Annotated in this window: 13 protein-coding genes; 2 read left to right on the top strand and 11 right to left on the bottom strand. The window is 43.6% G+C overall.

The window, feature by feature from the left end; translation table 11 throughout:
• Positions 1-282 precede the first annotated feature (282 nt).
• The 8 genes from ACQCVE_RS13225 to ACQCVE_RS13190 all read right to left on the bottom strand — a co-directional run bounded on the left by ACQCVE_RS13225 (position 283) and on the right by ACQCVE_RS13190 (position 8,865).
• Positions 283-1,371 carry an ABC transporter permease gene (locus ACQCVE_RS13225; RefSeq protein WP_426844801.1) on the bottom strand — a complete coding sequence of 363 codons (1,089 nt, stop codon included), beginning with the start codon at positions 1,369-1,371 and terminating at the stop codon, positions 283-285.
• Entirely contained in the window at positions 1,368-2,291 is a 924-nt protein-coding gene (locus ACQCVE_RS13220) for an ABC transporter ATP-binding protein (protein WP_426863090.1), read from the bottom strand. The genes ACQCVE_RS13225 and ACQCVE_RS13220 overlap by 4 nt, the downstream gene beginning before the upstream one ends.
• A gap of 86 nt (positions 2,292-2,377) precedes the next feature.
• Positions 2,378-2,578: a DNA-binding protein gene (locus tag ACQCVE_RS13215; RefSeq protein WP_426863089.1), complete on the bottom strand. Its 201-nt coding sequence runs from the start codon at positions 2,576-2,578 to the stop codon at positions 2,378-2,380.
• Positions 2,575-3,078 carry an SMI1/KNR4 family protein gene (locus ACQCVE_RS13210; RefSeq protein WP_426863088.1) on the bottom strand — a complete coding sequence of 168 codons (504 nt, stop codon included), beginning with the start codon at positions 3,076-3,078 and terminating at the stop codon, positions 2,575-2,577. The genes ACQCVE_RS13215 and ACQCVE_RS13210 overlap by 4 nt, the downstream gene beginning before the upstream one ends.
• A 235-nt stretch (positions 3,079-3,313) precedes the next feature.
• Positions 3,314-4,774, bottom strand: a complete 1,461-nt coding sequence (gene nagE, locus ACQCVE_RS13205) for an N-acetylglucosamine-specific PTS transporter subunit IIBC (protein ID WP_426844805.1) — start codon at positions 4,772-4,774, stop codon at positions 3,314-3,316.
• A gap of 853 nt (positions 4,775-5,627) precedes the next feature.
• Positions 5,628-6,194, bottom strand: coding sequence for a cysteine hydrolase family protein (locus ACQCVE_RS13200; protein ID WP_426844806.1), 567 nt, complete (start codon positions 6,192-6,194; stop codon positions 5,628-5,630).
• Between the two features lie 42 nt (positions 6,195-6,236).
• On the bottom strand, positions 6,237-8,150 hold the full coding sequence (locus ACQCVE_RS13195) for a 3'-5' exonuclease (protein WP_426863087.1): 1,914 nt from the start codon (positions 8,148-8,150) through the stop codon (positions 6,237-6,239).
• Positions 8,151-8,250: 100 nt separating this feature from the next.
• Positions 8,251-8,865 carry a methyltransferase domain-containing protein gene (locus tag ACQCVE_RS13190; protein ID WP_426844808.1) on the bottom strand — a complete coding sequence of 205 codons (615 nt, stop codon included), beginning with the start codon at positions 8,863-8,865 and terminating at the stop codon, positions 8,251-8,253.
• 372 nt (positions 8,866-9,237) lie between these two features.
• On the opposite strand from ACQCVE_RS13190, the gene ACQCVE_RS13185 reads away from it, so the two are divergent.
• The gene (locus tag ACQCVE_RS13185) at positions 9,238-9,573 is read left to right on the top strand and encodes a hypothetical protein (RefSeq protein WP_426863086.1); all 336 of its coding nucleotides are present in this window, start codon (positions 9,238-9,240) and stop codon (positions 9,571-9,573) included.
• 477 nt (positions 9,574-10,050) lie between these two features.
• On the opposite strand, the gene ACQCVE_RS13180 is transcribed toward ACQCVE_RS13185, so the two are convergent.
• Together ACQCVE_RS13180 and ACQCVE_RS13175 are read right to left on the bottom strand one after the other, a co-directional pair.
• A complete protein-coding gene (locus ACQCVE_RS13180) occupies positions 10,051-11,307 on the bottom strand; it encodes an ATP-binding protein (RefSeq protein ID WP_426844810.1) in 1,257 nt (418 codons plus the stop codon).
• Positions 11,308-11,613: 306 nt separating this feature from the next.
• Positions 11,614-12,165: a hypothetical protein gene (locus tag ACQCVE_RS13175; protein ID WP_426844811.1), complete on the bottom strand. Its 552-nt coding sequence runs from the start codon at positions 12,163-12,165 to the stop codon at positions 11,614-11,616.
• 216 nt (positions 12,166-12,381) lie between these two features.
• On the opposite strand from ACQCVE_RS13175, the gene ACQCVE_RS13170 reads away from it, so the two are divergent.
• Positions 12,382-13,068 (top strand): SGNH/GDSL hydrolase family protein, encoded by a 687-nt coding sequence (locus ACQCVE_RS13170; protein ID WP_426844812.1) that lies wholly within the window; start codon positions 12,382-12,384, stop codon positions 13,066-13,068.
• 75 nt (positions 13,069-13,143) lie between these two features.
• Here the strand turns inward: ACQCVE_RS13170 and ACQCVE_RS13165 are convergent, their stop codons facing one another.
• Positions 13,144-16,176: an AAA domain-containing protein gene (locus tag ACQCVE_RS13165; RefSeq protein ID WP_426863085.1), complete on the bottom strand. Its 3,033-nt coding sequence runs from the start codon at positions 16,174-16,176 to the stop codon at positions 13,144-13,146.
• Positions 16,177-16,295 lie beyond the last annotated feature (119 nt).

Genomic DNA, 16,295 nt, shown 5'->3' with positions numbered 1-16,295 from the left:
TTCTGACATATTTCTTCTTTACGTCCTCAATCGGACCATTCTTTCTTTTCATCTTGGCCTCATCTCCTCTGCCCTCATTATATTTAGAATGAGAGGAGGTGTCCAAACTAGTTAGGGGGCCTGAGAGGATAAACTCTCAAAATAGCCGATATCCTCTTCTGTAGGGCCCCACCGCGCCCTCTAATACCTCACTCCTGACCATTTAGGGACACTGCTCTACATTTTACTGAGTTTCCTAATAAAAAACTCGTCCTTCACACTCAAAGGACGAGTTTGGGCCGGTCATTCCCACTTAAATGTATAACTTGCCACAATAAATGCTCCTACAAGCCAGCATCCAAGGATGAGCGCTTCGCTCCCGAGTGTCATAAACGAGGCTCCGACGTTCATTACTTCTCTCAAGGCATGAGAAAGATGGGAGATCGGCAGCGCGTAGACGATCGGCTGCAGAAAATCCGGCATATCCTGAATAGGGAAAAAGACACCCCCGAGAAAGAGCATTGGGAAGGACAGGAAGCCCGCAATGGGTGCAGCGCTTTCCGGTGTTTTCGCAATTCCTGCAATGATAAAGCCAACAGCCATGAAGGCGAGTGTTCCCAAAATGACGAAGCCGACCAGCACCAGCCAGGAGCCGCGGACTTCGACGCCAAAAACGAGCTGGCCGATTAAAAGGACAAGCAGCGCCTGCAGACCATTCAAAAACAGGCGGGCCGTTATCTGGGCAGCAATGAATGTGGAGGCTTTCAGCGTCGTTCCCTGCATCCTTCTCAAAATGCCGCGTTCTCTCCAGGCTGCAATCTGCCCGGCTACTCCGTTCATATTGTTGCTCATAATCATCATGGCAACGATTCCCGGTACAAGGAAGTCAATGTATTTCAGGTTTAGTGTTTCGACTCCTTTTGGTTCTGTTACGATAACCGGTTTGTAGTCCGCCTGCTCTTTGCTGATCTGGTCGACTGCGCCGTTTACAAGCTGTAGGCCTATTTGGGAAACGTTTGCGTTCGTTTCATCATAGTAAACCGGAAGCTTGAAAGGGGCGCCCTGGCCAAGTTTTTCCCCATACCCATCAGGTATGACAATCGCAATCTGCAGGTTCCCGTTTTTCACTTCATTAAATGCTTTTTCTTCATCTGTTTCTTTTTCCGTTTTCATTGCGTCGTTTTTCTGTAAAGCTTCCATAAATGCTTTTGATTCAGCGGATTGGTCTTTATCTATTACACCGACTGCAACGGACATGCCTCCCCCATTTCCAAGGAAAGATCCGAGCATCACCATGAGGAAAATCGGAAAGGCGAGTGTCCAAAACAAGACCTGCCGGTTCCGGATAAAAATCCGCAGCTGGGTTAACGTTAATTGCCAATAAGCCTTCATGCCTCCCTTAAACTCCTTCCCGTCATATGTATAAAGACATCCTCAAGCGTTGCGGTCCGAATCTGCAGATCAGCAAGCTTCAAGCCGCGTTCATCAGCCCTCTGGATAAGGCTTGTCAGCGTTGCCTGCAGCTGATCGGTGTATAGGATGGTCGCATCCTTCTGAGATCCCACCTGTTTCACACCTTCAATCCGATCGAGGTCCAGTTCGGCCCCCTCTTCTTCAAAACGAAACTCCACTGCGTTCTCGGAATGAAGGCTGCGAACAAGCTCTTCAGGAGTATCGAGCGCAATCAGATCTCCCTGATCCATAATGGCAATCCGGTCACAGAGTACATGTGCTTCATCCATATAATGAGTCGTCAGCACAACCGTCTTTCCCTTTTCCTTCAATTTAAAAATAATATCCCATAACGTTCTTCTCGCCTGCGGATCCAATCCGGTTGTCGGTTCATCCAGGAAAATGATCCACGGATCATGGACGAGCGCCAAAGCAATCGCAAGCCGCTGCTTCTGGCCTCCTGAAAGGCTTTTAATCCGGCTGTTCGTTTTATCTGTCAGGAGCATGTCTTTAATTAATGGCTCAATCGGAATGTGTTTCTTATAAAAGCTCGCATACAAATGAAGAATCTCTTCCACCGTCAAGAGCTCAAAAAGCGTTGTGGACTGAAGCTGCACCCCAATGACTTCCTTCACGTTTTTCAAATCCCGCACCACATCAAATCCGCCTATATCCGCTGCCCCGCGATCCGGCTTCCGGAGCCCGACGAGCATTTCAAGCGTTGTCGTTTTTCCTGCCCCATTCGGACCGAGAACGCCGAAAACTTCTCCCTTATGCACTTCAAATGTAATTCCATTCACAGCCGTGAAATCCCCGTACGTTTTCACGAGGTCCTTTACGCTGATGATTGATTCCTCCATTTTTCACACTCCAAAATGGGACAGTTTTTTGCTGCCCCGAAGATCTTTTCATAGATAAGTATTCTTTCTTATATCGGCTTATCCCTCTATTTTTTATTTTTCAACGACATCCCTTTTTTGTGAAGCGCTTCCTGAATCAGTCCAATTGCTTTTGGCCCCATTCCATGAAGGGTTGACAGCTCTGCTTCACTGACTCCGTTCAGCTGTTCGAGTTTTGTATACCCTGCTCCTTCAAGAGCTCTTACTGCTGGTTTGCCAATCCTCGGGAATTCCTTCTCCTGACTCATTTTACAGTCTCCTTTCCTTTATCTGTTCTAAAAAGCATCTTCAAGAACTTATTAAAAGCCGGGGCGATTTCCGTATAAATCCACGAATGGTCCGTGTAATTTTCTGTCACCTTTAAAACCGGGGGATCTTTTTTTGTATGACGATAATCAAGGACTATCCAGTTATGATAATCACTCCAGAGCGGGACCATCCCTTCCGGAAGAGCTGCCTCATGGAAAGCCTCTCTTAATGAAAGCATGCTTAGATCGTCGTTCATCATGTGAATCGGGTAAATGCCGGGGAGGGAATCTTTTTCTCCTTTATCAGGAAGCACAAAATTCGGATAAGCGAGACTGCCTCCATTCCTGATTTCCATTAGCTGAATGAGCTCCCGAGGAAGCTTAACTTTTAATAGATCTTCCGCCTCTTCCAGTACCTGATCATTGAATGGGTAAACAGGTTCGGAATGAGACCCAGCCTCTATCCAGAAATTTTGTCCGTGGTAATATTCTATAAGCATTCAGCCACGCCCCTTTCCCTTACTATCATTCAAAAAGAGCCGGGCAGTTAGTATTTTTTTAGCCTTTTAAGGTTTGATGTTCTGGCTGGCTTCCGCTTCATTCACCCGGACATATATCCTTTAGATCGATACGATTATACAAAGAAAACCCCCGGTATGCTTCAAGCTAAACCAGGAGTTTTCCATTCCGCTATTCTCTTTCAGCCTGACTTTTTCAGACAGCTTCCTTCATCCTTTACTTCCGAATCTTTATCATTTCATCTGCTACAAACTGCACAGAGGTCCCGACGATCACCTGTATGCTGTTGGCACCGACAATATTAATCCCGGGCACACCGGTCGATTTGATTTTTGCCTGATCAACCGCCTTCATGTCCTTCACTTCAATGCGGAGACGGGTCACACAGTTATCAATGGACGTGACGTTTTCGTCTCCGCCCAGTCCTTCGTAAATGCGTGCTGCCTGGATGGCAAATTTGTTTCCTGCTGCAGCTTCTGCAGATGGAGCTGCCTCGGCAACCGCTCCTTCCAGTTCCTCATCATCCTCACGGCCAGGAGTCTTGAAATTAAATTTGGTAATCAGGAAGCGGAAAACGAAATAATAGACAGCTGCAAATGCAAGTCCCTGAATAAGCAGCATATAAGGAAGGTTCGCCAGCGGCAGCGTGGAACTTAATAAAAAGTCAATCAATCCCGCACTAAAGCCGAAGCCTGCTGTCCATTGAAACAGGGACGCAATCGCCAGGGAAATCCCAGTCAATGCCGCGTGGACGAGATAAAGAGCAGGTGCTGCAAACATGAACGCAAACTCAATCGGCTCCGTAACCCCTGTTAAAAATGCAGCAAAACCGGCCGCAAGCATTAGAGAAGCGACTTGCTTTTTCTTCTTCGTTTTAGCGGTATGATACATAGCAAGCGCCGCAGCCGGAAGCCCGAACATCATCACCGGGAAAAAGCCCGCCTGATACATGCCGGTTACACCCTTCGTCCCTTCCCCGGACCAGAAATTTCCGATATCATTAATCCCGGCAACATCAAACCAAAACACAGAGTTCAGCGCATGATGAAGTCCGAGCGGGATGAGCAAACGGTTAAAGAACCCATAGAGTCCGGCCCCAATGAACCCTAGATCACTTATGGATTTACCGAATGAAACCAGTCCGGAATACACAACCGGCCAAACAAATAAAAGCACCAAAGAAATGACAAGCATCGACAATGCCGACATAATCGGCGCCAGCCGCCGTCCGCTGAAAAAGGCAAGGGCATCAATCAGCTTCACCTGGCTGAATCGATTGTACATAATAGACGCTATAAGTCCGGATAAAATCCCGATAAAAGCATTATCAATTTTTCCAAAGGCAGCATTCACTTCCTCAGGAGGAATGCTCTGAAGCATCGCGACAGAATCGGCTGATAAAACAGTCGTTACAACGAGGAATGCTACAAGTCCGCTTAAAGCCGCCGCCCCGTCCCGGTCCCTCGACATTCCCAAAGCAATTCCGACCGCAAACAAAATTCCCAAATGGTCAAGGATTGCCCCTCCGCCCTTAATCAGAAACGCTGCGATCTGGTTACCTGCTCCCCATCCATCGTGATCAATCCAGTATCCTACACCAAGCAAAATTGCCGCAACCGGCAGGACAGCAACCGGAAGCATCAATGACCGGCCTATTCTCTGCAAATATTTCATCATGCTCCTTCTCCCCCTATTCTTCTCTATTATTTGTTATCGCATGATCCTCCACTTTCTCCCTCTAACCTGTAAGCTTTTGTCCCACCCCCTTATCAGACTATGCTTAAGGTTTATACCATTATGTAAGCGTATACATATTTTATCATATTAATCTTTACGTTTTCGGAATACGGAGAGAAAGTCCTTAAAAAAAGATCCGCCTGTATTTTTCAGGAGGTTTTCATGAGGTGGTCTCCAGTTTTCTGGCCGGGTTGTCCTTACGGAACAAACGGCCCTCGCTGATCGTTTCCTGCGTTTTTATCTTTTATCGCCACGTTTTTCCCCGATATCATTACCCTCCCGTTTGGAAGTCATCGCCGCAATTCACCTGTCGGACTGGCGGAGTGAGAATTGGCAGCGGCCTTTTAGAGAATAGGAAACTCAATGAGGCTGCTTCAAATCCATCTTCTGAGCTGAAAGACAAAGATTGTCATCACTGTACTTAAAGAAACGAAAATACGAATAAGACTATTTAGGGAAATCACCCTCGAAATAAAAAGCGTAAGCAAACTAGTCAAAGCGTACAAAGGAATTCATGCTTTTAATACAACCACAGAAATAATGAGAGAGAACATGGAAATAAACGAAAACGGAAGAAATAACAGAGATGACATCCTGTATGGACATTTATTTAAAAGCACAAGGAACAGGTTGTGAACCAGTAAATGTATTTTTTTCTTTTCGTACGTTCTCCTCATTAAATTGTTCTAATTGCTTACCCATCATAGAATGAGAAAGGGAGCTGCTTCCATTTATTGTCTTAGGCTGGACACCAAAAAAGCCAGGAAAAACAAAATGTCTCTCCTGGCCCGGATTACCCTTCCGTTCTATATCGATCATGCGCCGGACTGAAAATGTCCTCGCTCGTTTCCCGTACAATTGAAAAATTGTCAACGTTATAATGCCCGTGGAGCACCTGATTGTGATGCTGAATAATCTGTTCCCCTGTTAATACAGCCGAATCCCTGGTGGAATGCCCATCTTTAACGAGCGTTACATCAAATCCTGAGACGGTTGCGGTTCTCACTGCAGTGTCAACGCAATGCTCAGTCTGGCACCCCATAATGACGAGGTGCTGAGTCTCTTTTACTTGCAAATACTGCAGTAAGGGGGTGCCGTAAAAGGAATTGGTCGCTTGTTTATCAAAGACGGCAGCTTGGTCGGGCACGCGAATTGCCGGATGAATGTCAAAGCCCGGACTTTCCCCCTCGGCTACATCCTTATCCCGGATGAAAATAAGGTCGATGCCCAGCTGCTCTGCTTTTCCAATGAGAGTGTTTATGTTCTTCAGCAGGATCTCTTTGTTAACCACACTTTTCTCGTTCTCATTTCCTTCAATTAGTTCTGCCTGGGCATCAATGATTACTAGTGCTTGCTTCACTGGGCAGACCCCCTCTTTTAAGAGATTCACAGAAGCTGATTTCTATATAGAACCTAGTTTCTCCTTCAATTGCAGCCGGTTATCTTTTATTTTATCAAAGTACTTTGTAAACTCAGACTCACCTGAATAGGAAATATACAGGTAATCCTTGGACCGGGTCATCCCGATGTAAAGAAGAGAGACTTCTCTTTCTTTGTTTTTCTCCAGAGCAAACGGCATGTTTTCAGCATTCACGACAAAGACCGCCTGGAAATCAAGGCCTTTGCTGCTATCGATCGTACTGATCATAACTCTCTCCTGTTCTTTCTCATATCCTCTTTTGCTGTCGGCATTTTCCGTCAGCCAGAAATTTGGGATGCCTGCGGCTTTTAATTCCTGCTGTATTGTTTCAATGATATTCTGGTTAAATGTTCGTTTCACCCGATAGAGAATAAGCATTTCGGAATATGGCACACCTTTTTCAGCATGCAGTCTTTTCATCAGCTTCGCAGCATGTCTCATTTCCTCTTTTAAATTCCTGCATTTAGCAATAATCGGCTCTGGCCCTTTTCTTCTCGTACTTTGCGGGGATATGATTTCTTCTCCCTCGATGGAGCCTTTCACCACTTTATTTTTCAGCGCCGAATGATTTTGGTAAAAGTTCCAGGCGAACTTTACAATCTGGGCTGTATTCCGGTAATTAATGGAGAGAATTTTAGACCGGCCCTGGAAGCTCAAACCCGTGTCCTGTACATAGGAACGCTTCCGGGAGTAAATGTTTTGAACGCGGTCTTCGACCAACAGGAGCATTTGAGTATCCGGATTTAGCATAGAACTTGCAAGCGCGAGCCATTCCGGTTCAAAGTCCTGCCCTTCATCGATCAGGATGGCATCATAGGCAGGAAGAATGGTCTCCCCCGCTGCAAGCTTTTGCGTAAACATAGGAATTTGTTTTTCACTGATCTTCAGTTCCTGCTTCAGCCATGCATGAAAATTGTACACTTCGATATTTTTCATAACACTGTCATTAGATGCGCTGATCGGGTCAAAATCAAACAAGCTATCCGGCTCATTCATTTTAGCCTGAATCATATGGCGAATTTCCTGTGCAAGGGAGATGTTGTAGCACAGCACAAGTATTTTCCAGTCAGGATGCTGCTTGGATAGATACTTTGCTCTCGCAGATAAAATCAACGTTTTTCCGCTTCCTGCAACTCCCCGGATCAGACGGTTTTTATCCCCAATCTGCCTCGCCAGATTCTCCTGATGCAGATCCATCGTCTTGATTTCATGCAAGGATAGAAGGAGCTGGTCCTGATAGGGAACAGGTGCTTTAAACTCTGCGCTGATTCGCACTTCAGGGAATAAATGATAGCGGATGGCATCAATCTCTTCTTTACTTAGAGGTTCTTTCAGGCGAAAAGGTACGACAAACATTCCCATAATTTTTTCAATGAGATTCTCCTCAGAAAACCCCTCTTTGTCCGGATCGATTTCGTCCCTGGTAAGCACTAGATTCGGGTCACAAACCGAGTATAGGCTTTCCCTTACAAAGAAATCCTGCTTTAGTCTAGTAAAAACCGCCCCATATCCAGACGGAAACTTTAATTTAAAGCGGTAGGGACCTTCCGTTTGGATTAAGTTCTTATCCTTTTGAAGCGCATTTGTAATATGGAACATATAGTCCCTTGCCTGTTTAAGCGGGCTTTTAACAGAGGCCTGTTCTCCTTTAGTGTTTACAATCGTCCAAGCATCTGTGTTTACTTGAAAAATAGTCGACTGTGTATAATCCTTAACTTCAAGAACCACTAACCCAAGGTCCGGCCCGATAATAACAAAGTCCGGGTGCCTCCCATGTATTTCTGGTTCAAAATAAACGATATAGTCATCAGGAAGGTATGTCTTCAAGGTCGTAAATAAAAGCCTTTCACCGGCTGTGGCAGTTGAACGGATCGTTTCGGGTACGGTATAAGCCAATGCATTTCACCCCAGCATAATCAATAGTTACATTTATCATATACCATTTTAACCAGTAATTGTCGTTTATTGTAAAAATTAAGCCAAGTTTTGGATACCTTTAAAAAGAAAGCCGGTAAATGATAAATTTTTCAGCGGGATTTAGTTCATAGAGCTCGGGTACATACACTTCCTCTTTCAATTCATAGGCTGTCTGGTTTTCTAAAAAAAGGATGTATTCCTCAGATGGATAATACAGGACTAGCTCCGTTTCCCTTGGCGAATTCTCCACAGATACCAAGATATTATTCACGATTTTAATAAACACCTGAATTGAGAACGGATTAAAAAAGTAGAAGCGGTTATCTTCTTCAGTGATTTGATACTCTTCTGCCAGGCAGCAATGAAATTGGATGCTGCCTTTGTTTTTTTTCGTTTTCTTCCCATAGCGCTCCAGATTTTCCAGCGCGTTTTTATATAAGCCTTCATTCATTTCGATTCCGGTGACGGCCGCGTTAAAATGATAATGAATATAGAAAATCAGCCGGCCCATCCCGCAGCCGAAGTCGACAACGTGATCGCTGCTTTCAAGCTGATAATACTCAAATAATGCATCCAGTGCCCGATATGGGGTAGGCTCGTAGCGATGATAATGGTAATGGACGGCTTGAAGGATTTCTTTTTGATTTCTACCGGTTTTTACATTCATGATGTGATCATAGTACGCTTCCTTCATCGGGTCACTCCTATTAAACCTTAGTTCCCATATTATCTCCCTGGATTGCCCTCAATGCAATGAACGTCCACTGCCTTGGGAGTGTTTATTTTAAAGGATTCAGACCGATATCTTAAAAAAATTCTTCGTCTCGGTAAACATAAGGAGGTTCCCGGAAGGCATCAATTATTGCCTGTACAAATCGAATGATGATAAATTTCTACTTCATAACTGCAGTTACCTTATGGAGAAGTCTGCACCATTATTCCGCTTCGGATGGAGGAGCACAGCCGATTGCGACCATTCCGCTGGATTCCTTTTCTGGAGATGCAGCGGTTATAGGGGTTTTTTCACTTTGGGGATTGTCCCAGCTGATTGTTGGACTTATGTGGGGTGACCCTGTTTCGCTACAAGTCACTCATCCCGCTCATGTATGCACTTCTCGTCGTGGAATACACTGGCCGGCTCCTTATTGGAAGCTTTAAACCGATTCCTGCTGCTTGGACCGCGCCAGGAGGGGTCGTGACTTTGCCTATGATTCTGATCGGAAATCTCATGCTCGTTTTGTCCATTTGTGAACGCAAGGCACTTAAGGAAAACAGTGAGCTTGAGGAGCAGCAGCTTACAGAGACTTCGGCACTGCGGATTTTGTCGATTTTCCTCGAAAAGTCGATATATAAAAATAATGGCCGAAATAACCGAATAATGGCCGATATCCTGAAAAAATAGCCGATATCTATAAAACTTGACCGATAAATTGAAAAAATGGCCGATAACCTTTCTCAGTCCCTTAAAAACAGTCTGCAAAAAGCAAGACAGAGTCTCATATTGGGTTCTAGAGAGTGAATCGCAATGCCAAATATGTAAACTACGGATTTAGTCGTTTAATAGGCTCTCAAACTGCCTCAAATCCTCCTCAGCCGGTGCTCCCCCGATAATGTCCCCATGCTTTTTCAGCGCCTGGTTCCTTTTTTCTGTGAGACTGACATGAAACACCCGCTTATCCTCCATGGATTGCACCTTTTTGACATACCCCATTTGTACCGCAGGATTCCCTAGCTGGTGCACCGCATCAATGGAATGTTGAATGTGAGTTTTGAGGTCCTCTCTTTTACTTCTTAAGGTATTCCTACAGATTCCAAATGAAGCCATTGGAAAATGTATTTCATCCACCTGCTAAATAATAAAAAAAAAGCTCCACTAATTTCAGGAGCTTTCCACCTTCGGCAAAAGAATAACTATTTCTGTGCCACTGCCTTTTTCGCTGAACACGCTAATTTTCCCTTTAAAGGAGCGGACAATCTGAAAACTTACCATCATTCCAAGTCCTGTTCCATTTTCTTTTAAAGAATAGAACGGAGAACCAAGCCTGTCGATTTGTTCCTGGGTCATGCCGATTCCATAGTCCTTAATAACAATCCTGATCTTTTCATCATCCTCAGCCGAACAGGTAACCACGACGATTCCGCCATCTGGCATGGACTCGATCGCATTCTTTAGGATATTGATAAAAGACTGATTCAATTTTTGCGGATTAGCATAAATCCAGCAGTGATCAGGAATATCCGTTTTCATTTCAACATTATGAGTAAGCGAGTAGCTTTGAAGAATATTGATTGCACGCTGCAGCTGAAGACCTGCGTTCATCCTCACACTTGTATCCATTAATGGTTTTCCGAAGGCTAGAAAATCATTTATGATTTCATTTGCCCGGTCCAATTCTTCAATGGATATTTGAAGATATTCCCTCTTTTTATCAGGCAAGTCCGGTTCATGTAAAAGCTGCAGAAAGCCCCGGGTAACCTGCATAGGGTTCCGGATTTCATGGGCAAAAACACTAGCCAGCTCACTTATTACCCTCAGTTTTTCAGCATTCAGCATTTCCGACCGGAGCTGGTGAATCTCCCTGACTGTCTCATATAAGACAGTGAGAAACCACGCAGACCCAACGGCAAAAACAAGATAAATCAATTGCACTTGAAGATCATTGATGGAAAAACCCCTTAGCAATCCGAATAGGACAGAGCCAATTAGGCTGTAATATAAGGAAAGCCCCACTGCAATTTTAATCCTCTTATCCTTCTTCGCAGCTGCAAACGATTTTTGGAAATACAAGAGGGCCGGCAGCGCGAACAGTAAAACCAGAACAGTATTGTAGAATCCTAAACTGATTCCAAAAGAGAGCCGGTAAAGGATGATGAGGGCTGATAAGAATAGAGATGTCCAAAAGCCGCCATATAAACTCCCGAATAACAGAGGAATGATTCTTAAATCCAGTCGGGCATTTTGGCCAAAATAGACCGGGTAAGTCATGCAGCATAGAATGGATATCCCCCATAAAACAGCCATGATTATCTTTCTGTTCCTATCACTCTTTATTTTTTCTGTAACAATCATAAAATAAGAAAAAATAGGAATGACCATGAGGGTAAGCTGAAATAAGAAATCCTTTATTATACTCATATCGGGACCTTCTCCATTCGTTATATAGGAACAATAGTCTATGAAAGTTTTATACAACTAAGCTGAGGATATATCAATAAGGCTGATTTACAGGAAGCTGCGCATCAGGATAATCCTGAGGGCTGGCCCCTGAAGATCCTGCTGCACTTTAAAGTTATCACAATTTTCCGTCTGGCAATACTATCAGGGAGGGATTTATTTTCAACTCTCTCATTTTCCTTCATATAGAACACATAAATTCGACTTCCTTTTCACAGCAAAATAAAAAAGCATAGAATGCATTCCATGCTTCTTAAAGCCACTACCTCACGTATTCTTCCACACCGCAGCATATTTCTTTTGATACTTGATGTCTTCCTCTTTTGCGATCAGGCCGTGGGCTGATTGTTTGATCTCTTCTCTTTTGACTTCATCATATAAAAGCCTGAGGCCTTGAATGATATCAAACCGGATCAGTGTGTGGTTTTTTTCTTCCCTGCAGCTTGTAAACCGGTCAGTAAAGTGCTCCAGAACTAACCTTTGCTGCTCTTTGCCGGCCAGCCCTACTCTCCAAATGACCTGGAGGCTGTGCCTGGCCGTAACAAATTTCGGATCCTTCGCTGCTTCCCACAGCCTTGAAAAATCACGGAGCATTCTTTTTTCCGGATCACTGATGGCCAGGCGGGCAAGGAACTGGGCAGCACGGGACCTGCTGTGAGGATCAGGGCTGGATAGATCCTGCAGCAGCTGTTCCCAGACTTCATATGCCCAGTCCACTTCTTTTTCTGTCTCGGACAGCAGATTCTGATAGGCAGCGTATTGAACTTCCTTGTCCTTTGACTTTAAATCATGAAAATACTTCTGGATGGATACGTCCATCTGATCATCACCTGCCTGTATACGTTTTCAAAAACACTTTCGCCGGTCACCGCAAACCCATTTCCCTCTTTCTAATCAGTATACCATTCAGGCTGTCCCCGCGGCTTTCGCTTATCTTTCCATCATCTATCGAATCTACCTATACCTTCTTTCCCTTCTATGAATACAGTAAAGAGACATGTAGTCATAAAATACACAACATGGGGAAGTTAGAACATGAAAATCATTTGTTTCGGTGATAGTTTGACAAGGGGCGTCTCTTTTGTGAAGGGAAGGCTAAGAATCATACGCAGGAATTACCCCCACTATCTGGAGGAAACCCTTCTCTCTTCTGGAAAACCACCACGGACCGTCATCAATAAAGGGGTGTTCAACGATGACTCCGACTCTCTATTGAAACGGCTGGAAAAAGATGTGCTTGAAGAAGAGCCCGATTACGCCATCATCGGGATTGGAGGGAACGATTGCAATTTTGATTGGAAGGAGGTGACAAAGAATCCGGAGGCCGAACATCTGCCCATCGTACCGCTCAGCCGGTACCTTAGCAATGTAAACATGATGATAAGCAGACTGCAGGAAGCCGGAATCACTCCAATCATCCTAACCCTTCCTCCGCTGGATCCCGTTCGCTACTATTATTATTTATACAATCAATACGGAAGCTCAATCGGCCACCTGATCAGTTTAAAGGGCGGCATGGAATATTGGCATGGCATGTATAACCTCCGCTTAATCGAGCTTGCCCAAGAAAGGAAGGCTGCGGTTATAGATGTCAGGACAGCATTATATCAAGCGGGGCCTCTTTCTGAACTTATCAGCGAGGACGGCATCCACTTAACATCAGCGGGGTATAAAGTCGTTGGGAGGGAGATTGCGAAGTTTTTTAATGGCAATCCACAGTAAACATTTTTGAGATGACCTCAATAATTCATATAAAAATAGACCTCAGGCATAGAGGTCTATTTGCTGGTGAAAAAATTATGCATTACTTAGTGCAGCTTCCTTTAGTTCTGACTGAATCGTATCGTAGTAAGGTTTGTCGCGGAAACGCTTCATATCTCCAACGACAAAAAACTTTTCCTTCGCTCTCGTTACAGCGACATTAAGCAAGTTCGGCTTTGAGCATGACCAGTCAGCAGCACCTTCAGAATTTTCATCCGTTCCACAGACGAAGTAGACTATATCCGCTTCTTTTCCCTGAAAAGTATGAACCGTTCCAACTGAACGCTTCAGCCACTCTTTTATTTCCTTCTCCTCATAATCCTTTAGCAGGCGTTCTTTTATAACTCTTTTCAAATTATTCTTTACTGCTGTGAAAGGAGTGATAATATACACTTCTGGACTCTTGCCCTTTTCCCAGTGTTCAAAAACCCTTTCAGCAACCAAAACACCTTGCTCTCGGACGTATTGTTTGTCAACAGCGTTCCCTTTGCAATCGAGCCAGTATCCTTGCCCGTTATCTTCTGTCCCTGCTGCCAGCACCATTTTTTCTTGATAGGCAATTTTATTCGCTATCGTAAACATAGGATTCAGGCACCTTCTATGAACCCATAATGGTGTGCCGATCCAGTTCCCGTCTTTAAACGTTCCATATGGATTGGCCTGGTCTGCCAGCACTTGAACCGATGAGGAATACCCTGCGTATTTCTCATCCACCTGATAAATCTTTCGAATATCAGCTAAGATGGTTTTATCCGTTGTGACAACAGGCTCGATTTGAATAGGGTCTCCAACTGCTATCACCTGCCTGGATCTCCAAATTACCCCCGCAGCCTGCTGAGGACTTGCTTGTCCAGCTTCATCTATGAACAAGTAGCCAATTCGATCTGAGCCGATCCCTCTATACATGTTTCCTGCGCTCGCAAAGGTCGTACTTATTACCGGGGTAATAAAATGCAAGGTTTGCCACATCTCATCCATCAAATCCAGATCATCTTTTGTATTAAGGTCTAATTCTTTGCGGTTAAACAGGACCCTCACCATTGAACGGACTTGATTATAATTTAATGCCAGAAAGATTTTATGGACCTTGAGCGCTTTAATAAAAAGCAGGCCTCTCTTGAGCAACAAATCATTTGTCAGCCAAGGTGTTGTGTTTTGACGAAACGCATAGGCACCGGGATCCCAGTAGGAATCGTCAGGCAGTACCACACCTTGGTTCTTGTAATTGGAAAATGCCTGTTGATACACTATCTGTTTCCTGCTAAGTGATTCAACCTTTTTCTCCAGGGTTGACACTGTACTTTCCAAACTACACTTTTGCTTTTCTTTCGCTTCCATCTCTTCCAATACATTCAACAGGCCAGCCCTAATTGATGTTTTTTGGGTTGTCTCTTTTCCAAGCAGGCGCTGAAACAATCCTTCCTTAGGAAGCAGATCAAGCTTCTTATATAATACATTTTGTTCTTTGGACAGCTTTTCAATTTGCAGGTCCATTTCAAGAAGAGCATTTTTTGATGTGGTCAGCTCCTCTTCCAGTTTATCTCGATCATTATTATCCCTGTTGGCCTTATAAAAGAGCTGGCTGAATTCCTGCAGTTCTGCCTTTTCTTGCTCAATGTCAGCTAACAGATCCTTAAACTCTTTAACTGCTTCATTCCAGGAATTTTCCTTCAGTGTTTTGCGATAGGAATCTAATTGAGAGATAAATGTTTTTCCATTTTTCCCTGTCGGATCGAATAGAGCACTCGCATATTTATCAATGTTGCTGCTTCTGCCTAAAGCAGCAGAGAATAAGCCCCACACATCATTACTGTCTATTAAAAGCTCGGAAGTCTCAGGAAACAGGTTCAGCATCTCTGCTTCTTGCCTGTAGGTTTGTTCAAAGTCATTGAGTGTTTTAATCTTATCCTCAGATTTAATGAATCTTATCATATTCTTCTTCTCTGGAAGTTCTTTCGAAATATTTTCTACTGCTCCATTGTTGCTTGATGCGACTACAATGGAGTAATTTTTTAATGTATTGCTTACTTTATAGGTTTGCAGCGGATAATTATTCAGTTGAATTTTGCGGTCTTTAATAAAAGCCTCTGAGGGATCTCTGTATTTAACCATCTCTTTTGTTCGTTTGACGATAATATTTGCGATAACATCCTTTAATAGAGTCGTTTTCCCCGTGCCTGGAGGTCCATTTACGGAATGGATGGGCTGACTGCCGTTCAAAATCTGATTAACCGCTGACTGCTGCATTAAATACAACCGATGCTCGACCGGAGAAGGCCATCTAGCGGGAGGAAGATTTTTTGGCTGGAGAACTTCCTCTAAATATGCCCTATTTTCATCAATATCCTGCCGTTCAGTTGTACCCGTTAAAAAGGCTGTAAGAGCTTCATTCAAGCGATCTTCTTTAAGCAGGTTCTCTAAATCTTCTAAATACATACTCGTAGAATTCAAGTTATTGGGCTTTTGACCTTCCTTGAAAATGGACAGTTCAACATAAATCTTTCTTTCATCTGAAAGGAACATAAAATCTTTCTCAAGCATTTCTATGAATTGATCCAGGCTTTCTTTAGTAACTCCATTTAAAAATAGCCGCTGTGCCTCTTCATTTACATCAGCAATAACACTGCGATAAATTTCACTTAAATGCTTGTAATCGATCGCTTTGCCTTTTTCCATGTTAGAAAGGACATGAACCAATAGCGGGATAAAAGCAGATTCCTTCTCAAATTCGCCATTCTGTCCCACCTTAATTGAACAGCTATAAAACTTATTAGGTTCTTTATTGATTACTTCCTCATTACTGTTAAAATAGGTGCGAAAGGATTCAATCATCTTATATTTTGGAAAAATATTAAAATAGACCTTAAAATCCCATTGGTGATTTTTTTTAATTCCTATTTCTTCTGTATGATTCCAATTAAGCCGCTCAAGATCCAAAGGAACAGTTTTAGATACTTTTTTCTTATCAATAAATAAATGCTCAGATAAATGTTCATCCAATTTAGGCAGTTCACCAGGATTTAATGACTCAATCAGATGCCAGGATTGCAAAATACGTGAGGTGTCCATTCATTCTCCTCCAACAGTTTCTTATTCCATCTTTACCAGATCTTTCTTTCTAAATTTTAACATAGCTGTATAATAGATTCGTTATGAACTTTCATTCCAGTTTCAAGAAAGGGAGGAAT

Source organism: Metabacillus sp. 113a, from assembly GCF_050107635.1.
GTDB lineage: Bacteria > Bacillota > Bacilli > Bacillales > Bacillaceae > Metabacillus_B.
Note: the sequence above shows the minus strand (reverse complement) of the source record. Positions and strands in the feature narration are given on the sequence as shown.